The organism is Arthrobacter sp. Bz4 (assembly GCF_003075455.1).
GTDB lineage: Bacteria > Actinomycetota > Actinomycetes > Actinomycetales > Micrococcaceae > Arthrobacter_D.
Window position 1 is genome coordinate 110,716 of sequence record NZ_QDAE01000004.1, and the last position, 14,379, is coordinate 125,094.

Sequence of the window (14,379 nt, forward strand, 5' to 3'; positions counted from 1 at the left end):
GAAGGGATTCGGCTACCATGGCGAATCTTCTCTCTGGTCGGGGCTGTCGCAAAGGAACAGCAACTCAAAGTTGTACGGACAAGGTGTACCTACACTAGGTCTGGTTCCCGGAAGTGGCAAGTGCTGGATGTGAGTACGGTCACGGGAGGAGTGCATCGTAGGCTGAACCCATGACTGACCCCAGGGCTGCCACCGAGACTGCCAGCGAGGCCCACCTGCTTGAGCCGACGCTGACCACCGCCACGCAGATCTTCTCCCGCGATACCCCACCGGTGCTCACGGTGCACCCGGGCGACTCGGTGCGGGTCAGGTCTCTCGACGCCTGGGGGCATCTGGAGCGGCAGACCGTTCCTGGGGAGGGTAAACCGCAGCTCTTCGCCGAACGGAAGGGTCACTGCCTCACCGGGCCCATTGCCGTCGCGGGCGCCAAGCCCGGGGATATGCTGGCCGTCACCTTCGTCTCGCTCACGCCCGACCCGTGGGGCTTCACGAACGCCGGGCGGAAAGACGACAGCTTCACCCGGCTGCTCGACGTCGACGGCGGGGTCCCACAGTGGCTCCTGTGGGATGTCGATGTGCAGCAGGGGACAGCCTCCAACCAGCTGGGCCAGACGGTGACGCTGAACCCGTTCCTCGGCGTCGTGGGCGTGCCGCCAAACAGCCCCGGCGACTTCACCACTACTCCGCCGCGCGCCGATGGCGGTGGCAACATCGACTGTAAGGAACTGACCGCCGGGTCCACCCTGTTCCTCCCGGTGACCGTGCCAGGTGCGCTGCTCAGTGTCGGCGACGGGCATGCCGCGCAGGGCGACGGCGAGGTCGGCGGCACTGCGATCGAGTGCGGAATGACCACGGACCTGGTGCTCGACGTCGTCGTCGATGCACCCCTGCAGACCATCCATGCGATCACGCCGACGGCGCGGATCACCTTTGGCTTCAACGCCGACCTCAATCTCGCGACCGCTGAAGCACTCAAGGCCATGTTGACCTGGATGCAGGACCTGTACACCATGGAACGCACGCATGCGCTGGCCCTGGCGAGTACGGTCGTGGACCTGCGGATTACGCAGATCGCCAATGAAACCTGGGGCGTGCATGCAGTGCTCGGCCGCGACGCGGTGCGGGAGTCGCCGGCGGTGTGATGGGCCTATCGGCGCCCACCCCGCTGGATAGCAAGTATGCTTAGGACTTGGTATACCTAATATTTGACTGCCCAACGATAGGGGTCCCGTCGTGAAACAACCTCAGCCACGCGGTCCGGTGAGCTCCCTGCTCCTGGACATCCTGACCGGTCCGGAGCAGAGCAGCTCCGACGTCCCGGCGCCGGCCGCCGCGCTCGCCGGCGCGGTGCGGGATGCGCTTGCAGCAACCAGCGACTTCGCCTTCGACGAAGACCTCCAGCTCACCCTGTTTTGCCTGTTCGAACTGCACTACAGCGGCATCGACGGTGCCAGCGGCCACTGGGAATGGAATCCTGACCTGATCGCTGCCCGCCGCCTCCTGGAGCACGCCTATGAGGCGCAACTGCACTCCGCGGTGACCTTGCCGGAGTTGCCAGCACCCACCAGCGCCGGTGTCGCTGCTGGCCTCTTTGAGCTGACCGGCGCCGACGGCGGCCCGAGCATGTCGAAGTATGTGGCGAAGCAAGCCACCGAGGAGCAAATCCGTGAGTTCCTGATCCAGAAGTCGATTTACACGCTGAAGGAAGCCGACCCGCACACCTGGGCGATTCCCCGCCTCACCGGCCGGGCCAAGGCCGCCATGGTGGAGATCCAGGCGGACGAATACGGCGGCGGAGCCCCCGACCGGATGCACTCGGCCCTTTTCGCCCAGTCGATGCGCGGCGTTGGGCTCGACGACGGCTACGGCCACTACGTCGACGACGTCCCCGCGATCACCCTCGCGTCGTCGAACCTGATGTCGATGTTTGGGCTCAACCGGCGGCTGCGCGGCGCAATCGTGGGGCACCTGGCGTCCTACGAAATGACTTCATCGTTGGCGAACCGGATGTATGCGAGGGGTTTCCGGCGGTTGGGGTACAACGACGCGGTCGCCGCCTACTTCGACGAGCATGTGGAGGCCGACGCCGTGCACGAGCAGATCGCCGGCAGGGATCTCGCCGGCGGGTTGGTTGAGGCCGAACCCGAACTGCTGGCGGACGTGTTCTTCGGTGCTGCGGCGGCTGTCGTCGTCGACACCTGGATGACCGCTCACATCCTCGACGCGTGGAACGCCGACGCGTCGTCGCTGTACTCGGCCGCCGCGGTCTCCGCATGAGTGGGTGTGCGCAGGAGGGGTGCGACGACGACGCTTCGGTTGACGGACCTGCTGGGGGCACTCGCGATTCGGCCGGTCCGCGGCAGACGATCGTCGCATTCCCGAACGGCCCGCTGCTGGTTCGCGGGGACTTCGACATCGTCGATCCGGACGGCAATCAGCTGCGTCGCAGCCGCAAGACCGTTGCCCTGTGCCGGTGTGGCGCGTCGACGCTCAAACCGTATTGCGATGGCAGCCACAAGATGATCAACTTCAGGACTGAACCCGAAAACTAGGCTGGCGGTGTCGGCAGGACCAGTTCGAGGATGTAGTCGTTTTCGACGCCGGCGCCGAGCCGGAACGTCTTCACTCCCACCTTGGTGAAGCCGTGCTTCTCGTAGAACCGCACCGCCCGGTGGTTTTCGTCATTGGTGCCCAACCAGACCGCACGGGCGCCAGTCTGTGCTGCGGTCTCAAGGGTTGCCTGCATCAGGGCGGAGGCTTGTCCGCGGCCGTGGTGGTCGGGGTGGACGTAGAACTTGCTCAGCTCAATGGTGGGGAACGTCGACAGGGACGACCGAACGCCGGCATCGGTGGGGTCGCCGGCGATGAGCATGCTGTAGGCGTCGAGGCGGTCCTTTTCGCGTAGGCACAGCAGGGTTTTGCCCGGGTCCGCTAAATGTTCGAGGAACCGGGCCGATGAGAGTTCGGTAGCAATGTGGTGCTCAATGTCTTCGGGTCGCGACGACGCGGGGCACGCGAGTGGGAAGGTGACGGCGGCGAGCTCGGTGAGCTGGTCGGCGTCGTCGGCGGTGGCCCGGTCGATGAGTAGCTTCACGGGATTCATATTCTGATGCCACAGACCCAGCCTCGCTGGATGGCGCCGCGGCATCAGCCTTGCCGGATGATGCCGCAGCATCAGGTAGCGGCGTAGTGGTTTTAAAAGGTGCATGCACTGCATGCAATGCATGCAGTTCGAGGAACTCAGAGTGCATGCATTGCCTGCAGTGCATGCACTCTTTAAAAAGCGTACCCACCCGAGGCCAACTATTCAGGGCGGGTTGTGCGCACCCAGCCCCGCCAGTCCGGCGCCGTTGGAATGTTGCGACAGGCGGGCGGAACGGTGCAGGGCTATTGGGCTAAGAGGAGGTGACGAGGGTGGGGTAGTCGGTGTAGCCTACCTCGGTGCCACCGTAGAAGGTGCTGCCGTCAGCTTCGTTAAGCGGGGCGTCGACCGCAAGCCTCTCGACGAAGTCGGGGTTGGCGATGAACATGCGGCCGAACGCAATGAGGTCTGCGCCCCGAGCAAGCCACACGTCGGCACGCTCCTTATCTGCAGCTTCCTGGTTTTGCACCAGCGGCGACGGGTTGACAATGAGCACGCCCTCCCAGAGGTCCAGGATGCGCTGGTTGACCTCGTCCTCGCGCGCTTCGACGATGTGGAGATACGCGGGGCCCAGCGGAATTAGCTGTTCTAGGACCGACGTGTACGTTTCCAGGACGTCATCTTCGGAAATGTCATTGAAGTCATTGCCGGGGGAGAGCCGTAAACCAACCCGCTCCGCGCCGATGGCTTCCACGACTGCCTGCATGACTTCGACGAGGAAGCGGGTGCGGGCAACGGGGGATCCGCCGTATTCGTCAGTGCGCTGGTTGGTGCCGCTCGCGAGGAACTGGTGAGGAAGGTAGCCATTGGCGCCGTGAATTTCGACGCCGTCAAACCCGGCTTCGACGGCGAGGCGAGCAGCCGTGGCGTAGTCGGCGACAGTGTCGGTGATGTCCTGCACGGTCATGGCCTGTGGGACCACAAAGTCTTGCATCCCGTCGGCGGTGAAGACCTGGCCAGCCGGGCGGACAGCTGAGGGTGCGAGCGGGACCTGACCGGCGGGCAGCAGGCTGGGGTGGCCGATGCGGCCGGTGTGCATGATCTGGGCGAAGATCTTGCCGCCTTCGGCGTGCACGGCGTCAGTGACCGAGCGCCAGCCAGCAACCTGCTCAGTGGTGTGCAGACCGGGGGTGAACGGGTAACCCTGGCCCAGGGCATTGGGCTGCGTCCCCTCGGAGATGATCAATCCGGCCGACGCGCGCTGCGCGTAATAGGTGGCCATCATGTCGGTGGGAACGCCGTCGTCGTCGGCCCGGGAGCGGGTCATCGGCGCCATGACGGCGCGGTTGGCGAGCTGGAGACCCCCGACGGTGGTGGTGTCAAAAAGTGTTGCGTCAGCCATAGCGATGCCTATCGGTCGATTGGTTGGTACGATAAACAACGTACAACGATGAAAGCCTTAGTACAACTTTCGTCGTACTAGATCTCGATCGAAGGACTCATTCATGAGTGCAGAACCTCTCCCGCGGCAGGTCGGGCACCCGCTGTCCGACGAGTTCCGTCTAACCGAGGTATTGCATGCACTCTCGGATCCGCTCCGGCTGAGCATCGTGGCAGCCCTGGCGGAATCCGGCGCCGAATTATCCTGCAGCGCTTTCCACCTTCCTGTCACCAAATCAACCAGCACGCACCACTTCCGTGTTCTTCGCGAGGCGGGCATCGTGCGACAGCGGTACGAAGGGACAGCTCGGATGAACAGTCTGCGCCGGGAAGACCTCGACGCCGTCTTTCCAGGGCTGCTGACGTCAGTGCTCGCGTCGGCGGGCCAGAACCAATAGATATTGAAGGCGATAACATTCGATTTTGATTATGCTCAATACCCGCGCGATTAGAGATGACAGTGAATACTAAACCCACACAGGAGATCACTCCCTGGCGTGGTCTTTTCGGCATCCCGTTGATCACCACGGTGACCTTCATGGGACTGATGCTGATCACTGCTGTCATTAGCGGGCTGCCGGTGCGTGATCCTGACGGCTTCCTGGGCCCCAGCTATGTGCGGCTGCCGCTAATCGTTTTCCTGGTGATGATCGCCGATGTTGTGCCACGAGTGATCGCACAGCGACCTTCGGTCAAGGGCATGCTGGGTACCGCCGGAGGGGTCATCAAGTCACGCTGGACGCTGCAGCGAATTGCTGCGATTACTGCCGGGATGGCGAGTTTTTACCTCGCGTATGTGGCGTATCGGAATTTGAAAAGCTTTTTGCCCTTTCTTAGGGATCGTCTGACGGACTCCATGCTGGTAACCACCGATCGATGGTTCGCTGGGGGTGGTAACCCGGGTGACGTCCTTCACGATTTGTTGGGAACGGGCTTCGCAGCGGAATTCCTCTCGGTCGTTTACGTGTCTTTCCTGATTTTTGTCCCCGTGTCGCTTGCCGTCGCGATGGTCTGGTCCGATGACCTCTCCCGCGGAGCCTGGTACGTAAGCGCTCTCTGTTTCAACTGGATTCTCGGTACGGCCGCCTACTATCTGCTTCCGTCCTTGGGCCCGATCTACGTAGAGGAGTCGTCCTTCACCGACCTGCCGGTCACCGCGACGTCGGACTTGCAGGATTCGCTCTACGACAACCGGCTGGCTGTCCTTGTCGATCCTCATGCGACGGAGTCGGTCCAGGGCATCGCGGCGTTCGCCTCGCTGCATGTGTCCATCGTGTTCACGGCGGCCCTGATGGCGCAGCTAGTCCGTTTGCCCAGGCCGGTTCGTTGGTTGTTGTGGGCCTACGTTGCCCTGACGGGACTGGCGACCGTGTATTTCGGTTGGCACTACATTCTCGATGTTCCGGCAGGCCTTGCAATCGGGGGCTTGTCCGTCTGGTTGGCGGCCTTGGCCACCGGCATCATCCGTTTCCCGGGTCGGAGCCGGGACATCGCGAAGCTTCGTCCGATGGCCTAGTCAAGTTACTGAATTCCTGACGCACTCCTGAGCGAATATTGCACCTCCGAGGTAGGTCGCCAATCTAGGCTAAGTCGAGAGTCTCACGGGGGAGAGATATGACTGCTGGTGCGGGCGCTGCTGAACAGGCGCGGCGGGCGTCACAGCGGGTGGTGCGCCTTCAGAATGAGTTGGCGCAGGCTACTGAAACCGTGGCTCGGTTGCAGAGTCAGCTTCGGCATGCCGAACGGACGCACCGGGCCTGGAACGCTGGGGCTGCTGGGGAGTTGCTGGTAGCAGACCGCCTTGACCTGCTTGAAAGCCATGGCTGGCTTGTGCTTCACGATCTGCGCTGGCCGGGGAGACCTAAAGCCAACCTCGACCACGTAATTGTTGGGCCCGGCGGGGTGCTGGTGATCGATGCGAAGAATTGGGCTGGTGACGTTCACCTGCGGCGCGGAGAACTGGTCCAGAACGGGTATCTCAGGGTCAAAGAGTCGGCGGCTGCCCTGGAGCAAGCGAGTGCTATCGCAGCCCTGCTCGAACCCCAGCACAGACAGTTTGTTCAGACGTGGATTTGTCTGGTCGGTCAGCCAGATCTGAAAGGAGTGACCGCTTTGGGTGTGCGGATTGAGGGGCTGAACACAATCGCACCGTCTGTTAAGGCTCTCCCGAGAGTTTTAGAGCCGGAGTTTGTCCGCGCAATTTACCACTATCTCTCACGACTGCTGGCCGGAAACACGAGCCCTGTGCTGCTGACAACCGCAGGGGCCGGAGCCGAGGATGCGGCCGTCTCAACCTTGCGCCGACGTCGGACAGGTCCGGGGCGCTCCGGACGTATCCCGGTTGGGCGGTCTGCGCAGACAAATGACTCCGGCAACCCCAGCAACCCCGGATGCTCACGCGCCGCGGGTCCGCATCGCCGGTCGGGTAAATCCACAAAAGTGACGAAGGGGTATGGCTGTCTGGGAGTATCCGTACGACTGGCAGGAGTCGCCCTGGCATTAGCCATCACCGTTAACCTTTTGAGTGGACTGGCTCAATCGCAGTTAATCCAACCGCAACCCGATCCGACAATCACCAACCAGACGGCGAGCCCTGGTGCTGGGTAGCAAAGATTAACTAAGCACCGAGATCCTCGGGGTCCCGATTTAAAACGTGCATGCACCATTTAATTCGGACATAACTAGTCTGCGGGTCCCAAGATCCGCTGCGCGTCGGCTTGAGACAGCAACTCCTCAGGACTGACGACCGCGCCCCGCAGAGATGAAGAGCCGCGGAGTAGTCGGCGAAGCTCGGCTGGCGAATAGGGATTAGGCGCCCGGAGATGCGCCATTTCATGGCAGTTGGCGCACATCGGGACCAGGTCGGTCAGTGGGTCCAGCACATAGTCGGCGGTCAGTTGCGGGCCGGGCACGATGTGGTGGACCTGGATGAAGCCAGCACCAAGGGCGCCATAGGTCTCCTCGAAGTTGAAGCGGCAGACGGTACAGCTGCTGCCATGGTGGGCGATGCTTTGACGGTGAGCTTCGGGGTCGTGCTCGTAGCGGTTGACGCGGCTTCGCAGCAGGGCGCTGGCGGGAAGTGTGCCAGCGGTCGGGTCGACGGGATGAGCCTCCGACGACGGCGCATAGTCGGCCCACACGGCCCGGAGGAGCTGTTCATGGTCGACGGTGAGAACGGCCGCGCCATCGTCGAAGGGGAGGCCCGGCACGCGGCCGAACAGCACTGCCTCGGGGATGTGTTCGCCGCGGGGGAGGAGGAGGTCGACGTCGAGGAGTCCGCCGTCGTCGGGCGTCGTGACGACAGTCCCGTGACCGAACAGGCCTCGTTCGTTGGCGCCCTGCAGAACCAGCCAGACATCAGTGCCGGGGGGAACGGGCGGAACGACGGCGGGCCACCGAACGGAAGCGAATCCGGCGTCGTGCACGGCATCCTGCACCGAAGAGTAGGCGAACTGCCACCCCTCCCGCAGATCGGGATTCCAGCCGAGCATGATTGCCGTCATGGCACTCATTGTGCCACCAGCCTTAACGGCGTTGGCCGTGAACCGAACGTCCGGTGCACGGCCAACGCGATGGTGCGGCTGTTTAGGCTGGGTCGGTCGAGCCTTCGGCTGCCGGGGTGGCGTCCGACGCTGACGCGGCGTCGGCTGCCAGGGTCTTCCGGCGACGGTAGAGCTGAACACCGATCGCAACGGGGATCGCGGCCAGCGCGGTGGCACGCATCCAGGGCCGGTCGAGGACGTGGCCGGTAACCGAGTCCAGGGACACAGCGCCAGCGCCCGCGATGGCGAATGAGGTGGCAGCGAGTCCCAGCACGGCCGGGTATTCGAAGCCTCCCTCTGTCGCGAAGAAACCGTTTGGCGTGTGGACGCTTGCCGCGACACCCATGGTCGTCGCGGCAGCAGCACCGGCAGCCGGGGTACCGAGCCCGACGGCGAGTGCCAGACCCGCGCCAGCCTCACCCAATCCGGCAAGGACGGCGCTGGTCTTTGCCGGGCGGAAACCCATGGCGTCCATACCCTTGCTGGTTCCGTCGATGCCTCCTCCGCCGAACCAGCCGAACAGTTTCTGTGAACCGTGGGCGACGAGGACGCCGCCAAGGGCTACCCGGAAGATGGTCTGCGCGGCGGTTGCTGCAACCGGCGTGTTTGTTTGATACGTCATGGAATTCCTTCGGTGGGGGGTGTGGTGCTGCGGACAGCTCTCCTTCTATAAGGCATCCCGGAGCCAGTTTCTTCCCCGGAAGCCGAAACCGGTCAGGACCTCCGGCGGGCGCGCAGCACCGCATCGTGGATGGTCAGGGCCTCGCCGTCGTGAGTCTGCACCCGTTCCCGCGACTCGGTCACCATGTCCCACTGCCCCGGATCCAGGAGCAAACCAATCTCCTCGGCGGTGTAGAAGAGGTCGGAGCGGGGAGGCCGGTGCGCGCCAGATTCCATGTCGGTCGGGTGGTGGCCCACGATCAGCAGGGTGCCGCCGGGCGCGACGGCGGCCGCCAGCCGGGTAAATAACGGTTCACGCTCTTCCTTGGGCAGGTGCATGAACTGGGCTGAGATGAGGTCGAAGGAGGACACTGGGGGAGCCCACTCCAGCAGGTTCTGGCGGGTCCAGGTGATCCGGGCGGCCGACGCCTGATCGGTTGCAGCATTCTCGGCACCGCGGGTGAGGGCCACCTGGGAGATGTCGACGGCGGTCACCGTCCACCCCTGGCGGGCGAGCCAGATGGCGTCTGCGCCTTCTCCGCAGCCGACGTCGAGCGCAGTTCCCGGCGTCAGGTCGGCTACCTCGGTGACGAGTTGTGCGTTGGGCTGTCCGCTCCAGACGGAGGGCCGATCGTTGTAGAACGCGTCCCAGTACGTCTGGTCGTATTCGGTGAACGCCTGCTCGGGGGTGTCGTGCGGCTGGTGGTCGTGGGAGGTCATGAGGCGGTCACCTTCGAGGTTGAGTTGGTTTGGTCGAGGCCGCGGTGCGCTGCGAGGTCGCGCTGCAGTTCCTCTTCCATAAGGACCATGTTAATCATCGCGCCGGTCCACGAGCCATCGGCCGCCGACCCGAGCACCCGCGGCAGATATCCGACGGCGACTAGCCGGACGACCGCTCGTCGCACCACACCCGCAGATGGGCCCAATCTGTCAGCCACCCATTGACTGTTCCTGTGGTCAGACCTAAGGTCTTATTCGTTGGTAGAAATCTTATTCCACAATGTGGAAGTGCTTCGTCGTGTGAAACGCGCGGTCGGTGGCGTTCATAGTCGTGGAGTCATTCGGTAGCCTCAGTCAAAGGGGACTGGTTTATGGACAATCTTGCGGTGCTTAGTTTGTTGGCGTTGGCGCCGATCCTGGTAGTGGGGGTATTGCTGGCGGGGTTCCGCTGGCCAGCGAAATACGCCATGCCGGTCGGCTACGTTTTAGCAGTGCTGGTGGCACTGCTGGTTTGGGAGATGGATTTCACGGGCGTTCTCGCGGCGTCGCTCGAAGGGTTGATCGTCGCCGCGACCCTGCTCTATATCGTCTTCGGTGCGCTGCTGTTGCTCTCGACGCTCACCATCGGTGGCGCCATGGCGACCATCAGGGCGGGCTTCAATAACATCTCGGCCGACCGCCGGGTGCAGGCCATCATCATCGGCTGGCTGTTCGGCAGCTTCATCGAGGGTGCGTCGGGCTTCGGTACGCCGGCCGCCGTCGTCGCCCCGTTGTTGCTGGCCATGGGCTTCCCGGCGATGGCAGCCGTCATGGTGGGTCTGATCATCCAGAGCACGCCGGTGAGCTTCGGCGCAGTCGGTACGCCCATCCTGGTGGGTGTGACCAATGGGCTGGGTGGAGACCCGGCAGTGGGCGAGCGTATCGCCGTGCTCGGGCTGACCATGCCGGAGTACGTCTCGAACATCGGTTTCCAGGTCGCAGCCATCCACGCAATTGTCGGCATCCTGATCCCGCTGATCCTGGTCTGCATGCTCACCGGTTTCTTTGGCCCGGAGCGGCGTTTCCGTGACGGCCTGGCCGTCTGGCCGTTCGCCATTTACGCGTCGCTCGCGATGACCATCCCGTATGTGACCGTTGCGCGTTTCCTCGGACCGGAGTTCCCGTCCCTGTTCGGTGGACTGATCGGGCTGATGCTGGTCATGTTCACCTCCAGCAAGGGCTTCCTGATGCCGAAGGACACCTTCGACTTCGGGCCGCGCTCCTCCTGGTCCGACCGCTGGATGGGCACCATCGAACCGTCCGAGGCAACTGACGTCCGGACCCACATGAGCATCATCAGCGCCTGGTCGCCCTACGTGCTGATGGCGGTCCTGCTGGTCGGCACCCGGGTGATCGCTCCGCTGAAGGAGTTCCTGACCGGAATCCAGATTCCCTTTGAGAACATCCTCGGCACGAGCATCACCACCAATGTGCAGCCGTTCTACTCGCCGGCGTTCCTGATGATCCTCGCCGCCATCTTCGGTTACCTGATTCACCGGATGAACGGGCAGCAGATTGCCCAGACGCTGAAGGTGTCAGGAAAGCAGTTGGCTGGCACCGCCGTCGCCCTGCTGTTCGCCGTCCCGCTGGTGCGGGTGCTGATCCAGTCGGGTCCGGACCTCAACGACTCGGGTCTCTCAAGCATGCCGGTCACCCTGGCCGAGGGCGCCGCAGCCATCTCCGGTGTCTCGTGGCCGGTCATCGCGCCGTTCATCGGCGCGCTGGGGGCGTTTGTTGCCGGGTCGAACACCGTGTCGAACCTGACCTTCGCCCAGTTCCAGTTCTCCACCGGTGTGGCCATCGGTGTTCCGCCTGAGCAGGTTGTCGCTGCACAGGCGGTGGGCGGTGCCGGTGGTAACCCGATTGCGATCCACAACATCGTTGCGGCCTCCGCGACCGTGGGCCTGCTGGGCAGGGAGGGTGACCTGCTCCGCAAGACCATCCTCGTGACCCTGTACTACTGTCTCGCGGCCGGTGCCGTGGCGTCGCTGTTCATCTTCGGCTTCGGCCTGAACCTTGGCACCTTTGTGCTGGTGGGGCTGCTGATCGGACTGGTCTTCCTGGCCCGATGGATGATGCGCTTCCAGGGCAAGGATGCGCTCTCGCTGGTCGGCGGTGGATCCGGGAATGGTGATGGTGCTGTCAATAGTGCTGGTGCGACGACCGGTAGCGGCTCGACCACCCGCCGGTCGACCGGACGCGGTTCGACTGGGCGCGATTCGGCACCGGGTGACGACGACGTCGACAACCGGGATCGGCTCTAAGCCACACCGGCGTGTCTAGGTCACTCAGCAGGGCCTAGGCACGACCAACGAAGGGGCGGCATCCACAGAACCCGGATGCCGTCCCTTCGCACGTCACAAAGAAGTGCACGAACCGCACGGCGTCCACGGAAAAGTGGTCAACCCGCAGGATTGCTGTTGGGCGACCACTCTTGTGCGGCTACGGCACTTCTCTGCGCGCCAGCCTGTTCGTCTTCGACACCCGGGCTGGCCCGCACCAGGAAAAGCGCACAAAAAAGAGGGGCGGCCCGGGTAGCCGGGCCGCCCCTCGCGAGAGACCTAGATGGCCTTGCCGGGGTTGAGGAGTCCGTGTGGGTCGATAGCGTCCTTGATGGACCGCATCACGTCGAGGGATACCTCGCCCAGTTCGGGCAGCAGCCAGTCACGCTTGAGCAGCCCGATGCCGTGTTCCCCGGTGAGGGTGCCGCCGAGGCTCTTCGCCAGGTAGAACATCTCGCCGAGTGCGACCTTCGCCGGCCCCTCGGTGACCGAGTCCTCGGGATTCAGGACCAGCATGGGGTGCAGATTGCCGTCCGACGCGTGGACCACCGAGTAGATCCGCACCCCGGTGCGCTCGGAAATGTCCTTCAACCCGACCGCCACCTCGGCCAGCCGGCCCCGCGGCACGCCGATATCGCCGATGGACACCCGGCCCAGTTTCTCCAGGCAGGGAATGGCTTCCCGGCGGGCGGTAATGAGTTCCGCGGCGTGTTCGTCGTCCTTCGCTTTCTCAATCGAGGTGGCGAACGGCCTGATGGCCTCGATCAGCACATCCTGTTCCAGATGGGCGCCGTACCCGTCGGTCTGAGCCAGCAGGAACGCTCCGCCCTGCGACCGGTAGGTGGTGCCCATCGCCATATCAATCGCCTCGAGCGTCTGGCCGTCGATCAGCTCCAGCATGGACGGCTGAATCCGGGACGCGATGACCGCCGATGCCGCCTGCGCCGCGGTGGCGAAGTCCGGGAAAAAGGCCGCGACGGTCGCCGTCGCCACCGGGAGCGGGCGGAGCCGCAGCGTCGCCTCGGTGACGACGCCGAGCGTACCCTCGGAGCCGACGATCAAGGCGTTGAGGTCATACCCCGAGACGCCTTTCATGGTTTCGCGGCCGGTCCGGAGCTGACGGCCATCGGCGAGCACCACGTTCAGTGACAGCACCGCGTCCCGGGTGACACCGTATTTCGCGCAGCGCATGCCGCCGGCGTTGGTGGCGACGTTGCCGCCGATCGAGCAGATGGATGTGCTGGCCGGATCCGGCGCGTAGAACAGTCCGTATTCTCCGACGGCGGCGTTCAGGTCGGCGTTCAGGACTCCGGGTTCGACGACGGCGAGCTGCTCTACCGGGTCGATGCGCAGGATTTTGTTCATCCGGGATACGTCGAGGACCACCTCGCCGGACCGTGCGGAGGCACCGGCGGCCAGCCCGGTGCCAGCACCACGCGTGACGATCGGGGTACGGTGGGCGGCGGCCAGCCGGAGGGTGGAAACGACGTCGTCGGTGGTCTCGGCGAAGACAACCCCGTCCGGCAGGGACTGCGAAACGTAGCCGGAGCGGTCGGTACTCGCATCGCGCCGGTCTGCTTCGGACAGGGAAGCTGACCGTGCCCCGGCCAGGACGGCTGATGTGGAGCTGGTGTGCAGTGACATTGGCGTAAAACCCCTTTGTTGTACGGATCAGCGGTGATCAATGACGATGCGTTTATTCGCATTGTGGAAGAACACTTCTGCTGATTGGATAAAATCCTAGGGGGTCTCACGGGGTGGGTCAATGTAGCTGCGCCGAATGCCCTCGCCTGTGCGACGGAAGGATGCCACTGCCCCGAACCCAGGACCAAACCGGGCGGGTCAATGAAACGCGGCCGGGGGTCGCGCTGCGGCGCAGTTCGCCTACGCTACAGCCGAGGCCTGACTATTCGCCGGGCTGTACTCGGCCCGGACCAGGATGGGGAGGTGGTCTGAAGCGCCGCGCGGCAGGGTCTCAACGCTCTGGATGTCCAGCCCGCGGGAGGTCGCGAAATCGAAGTGCCCCCGGAAGACTCGGTACCGGGTATAGGTCCTCAGATCGCTGAGCGACAGGTCGTACCCGGAGTCCTTCATATGCCTGGTGAGACGCTGCGTGAAGAACGGGTAGTTGAAATCGCCCAGCATGAGGGTCGCCACTCCAGTGCCCATCCCGAGGAGCTCGGCGTGCGAGGCATGGATCTGTTTGCGGCGCAACGAATTCGACGCCGTCAGCGGAGCAGCGTGGAAGGATCCCACCACGAGGCCTTGATTGGTCTGGTTCTCGATCAACTGGAGGCCGATCAGTCGCTCATGTGCGGGAGCGAGCACTCGGTCGTGAAGCGACTTTTTCAGCATCATCGCCCTGGTATGAAGGGCGGTGAAGCGCTCTTCCCGATAGTAGAGGGCAAGCCCGAGCCGGTTTTCCCGCGTGGCAATCGCCAACTGCAGGTCGCCCACGGTTGCCGGCAGATCGGAGGCATCGCACTCCTGAAGGCACAGCAGATCGACTGCGTACCGCTGGACAAGGTCCTCCAGCTCATCGCTGGCCTTGTGTTCGCGCAGGTTGTAACTGATGGCCCGTATCAGGTGAACACTCCTTCATCTGGCTGATGAC

15 protein-coding genes are annotated in these 14,379 nt (G+C 63.8%); 6 read left to right on the forward strand and 9 right to left on the reverse strand.

Annotation, left to right across the window (positions count from 1 at the left end; translation table 11 throughout):
- Positions 1-170: 170 nt before the first annotated feature.
- The 3 genes from DDA93_RS04990 to DDA93_RS05000 all read left to right on the forward strand — a co-directional run bounded on the left by DDA93_RS04990 (position 171) and on the right by DDA93_RS05000 (position 2,552).
- Complete coding sequence (locus DDA93_RS04990; RefSeq protein WP_116778173.1) at positions 171-1,142, forward strand: acetamidase/formamidase family protein; 972 nt, start codon at positions 171-173, stop codon at positions 1,140-1,142.
- 91 nt (positions 1,143-1,233) lie between these two features.
- A complete protein-coding gene (locus DDA93_RS04995; protein WP_165802569.1) occupies positions 1,234-2,277 on the forward strand; it encodes an iron-containing redox enzyme family protein in 1,044 nt (347 codons plus the stop codon).
- On the forward strand, positions 2,226-2,552 hold the full coding sequence (locus tag DDA93_RS05000) for a CDGSH iron-sulfur domain-containing protein (RefSeq protein WP_347693141.1): 327 nt from the start codon (positions 2,226-2,228) through the stop codon (positions 2,550-2,552). Before DDA93_RS04995 ends, DDA93_RS05000 begins: the two co-directional genes overlap by 52 nt.
- Here the strand turns inward: DDA93_RS05000 and DDA93_RS05005 are convergent.
- Positions 2,549-3,103: a GNAT family N-acetyltransferase gene (locus DDA93_RS05005; protein ID WP_024476068.1), complete on the reverse strand. Its 555-nt coding sequence runs from the start codon at positions 3,101-3,103 to the stop codon at positions 2,549-2,551. The two genes, DDA93_RS05000 and DDA93_RS05005, sit on opposite strands and share 4 nt — an antisense overlap.
- A 292-nt stretch (positions 3,104-3,395) precedes the next feature.
- Entirely contained in the window at positions 3,396-4,484 is a 1,089-nt protein-coding gene (locus tag DDA93_RS05010) for an alkene reductase (protein WP_024476067.1), read from the reverse strand.
- A gap of 103 nt (positions 4,485-4,587) precedes the next feature.
- Here DDA93_RS05010 and DDA93_RS05015 point away from each other — a divergent pair, with 103 nt between their 5' ends.
- Positions 4,588-4,920, forward strand: a complete 333-nt coding sequence (locus DDA93_RS05015; protein WP_024476066.1) for a helix-turn-helix domain-containing protein — start codon at positions 4,588-4,590, stop codon at positions 4,918-4,920.
- A 62-nt stretch (positions 4,921-4,982) separates the two neighbouring features.
- The gene (locus DDA93_RS05020) at positions 4,983-6,038 is read left to right on the forward strand and encodes a phosphatase PAP2 family protein (protein ID WP_162148026.1); all 1,056 of its coding nucleotides are present in this window, start codon (positions 4,983-4,985) and stop codon (positions 6,036-6,038) included.
- A gap of 140 nt (positions 6,039-6,178) precedes the next feature.
- On the opposite strand, the gene DDA93_RS16675 is transcribed toward DDA93_RS05020, so the two are convergent.
- The 5 genes from DDA93_RS16675 to DDA93_RS05045 all read right to left on the reverse strand — a co-directional run bounded on the left by DDA93_RS16675 (position 6,179) and on the right by DDA93_RS05045 (position 9,662).
- Positions 6,179-6,535 (reverse strand): hypothetical protein, encoded by a 357-nt coding sequence (locus DDA93_RS16675; protein ID WP_237742089.1) that lies wholly within the window; start codon positions 6,533-6,535, stop codon positions 6,179-6,181.
- A gap of 668 nt (positions 6,536-7,203) precedes the next feature.
- Complete coding sequence (locus tag DDA93_RS05030) at positions 7,204-8,025, reverse strand: HNH endonuclease (RefSeq protein WP_165802570.1); 822 nt, start codon at positions 8,023-8,025, stop codon at positions 7,204-7,206.
- Positions 8,026-8,107: 82 nt separating this feature from the next.
- Positions 8,108-8,686 carry a DoxX family protein gene (locus DDA93_RS05035; protein WP_019481870.1) on the reverse strand — a complete coding sequence of 193 codons (579 nt, stop codon included), beginning with the start codon at positions 8,684-8,686 and terminating at the stop codon, positions 8,108-8,110.
- Positions 8,687-8,778: 92 nt separating this feature from the next.
- Positions 8,779-9,444: a class I SAM-dependent methyltransferase gene (locus DDA93_RS05040; RefSeq protein WP_116778178.1), complete on the reverse strand. Its 666-nt coding sequence runs from the start codon at positions 9,442-9,444 to the stop codon at positions 8,779-8,781.
- Positions 9,441-9,662: a hypothetical protein gene (locus DDA93_RS05045; RefSeq protein ID WP_116778179.1), complete on the reverse strand. Its 222-nt coding sequence runs from the start codon at positions 9,660-9,662 to the stop codon at positions 9,441-9,443. Before DDA93_RS05045 ends, DDA93_RS05040 begins: the two co-directional genes overlap by 4 nt.
- Before the next feature lie 153 nt (positions 9,663-9,815).
- Between DDA93_RS05045 and DDA93_RS05050 the strand changes: the two genes are divergently transcribed.
- The gene (locus DDA93_RS05050; RefSeq protein ID WP_116778180.1) at positions 9,816-11,747 is read left to right on the forward strand and encodes an L-lactate permease; all 1,932 of its coding nucleotides are present in this window, start codon (positions 9,816-9,818) and stop codon (positions 11,745-11,747) included.
- A 297-nt stretch (positions 11,748-12,044) separates the two neighbouring features.
- Here DDA93_RS05050 and DDA93_RS05055 read toward each other — a convergent pair whose 3' ends face one another.
- Positions 12,045-13,409, reverse strand: a complete 1,365-nt coding sequence (locus DDA93_RS05055) for an FAD-linked oxidase C-terminal domain-containing protein (RefSeq protein ID WP_019481866.1) — start codon at positions 13,407-13,409, stop codon at positions 12,045-12,047.
- A gap of 240 nt (positions 13,410-13,649) precedes the next feature.
- Positions 13,650-14,348: an endonuclease/exonuclease/phosphatase family protein gene (locus DDA93_RS05060; RefSeq protein WP_116778181.1), complete on the reverse strand. Its 699-nt coding sequence runs from the start codon at positions 14,346-14,348 to the stop codon at positions 13,650-13,652.
- Positions 14,349-14,379: the final 31 nt, after the last annotated feature.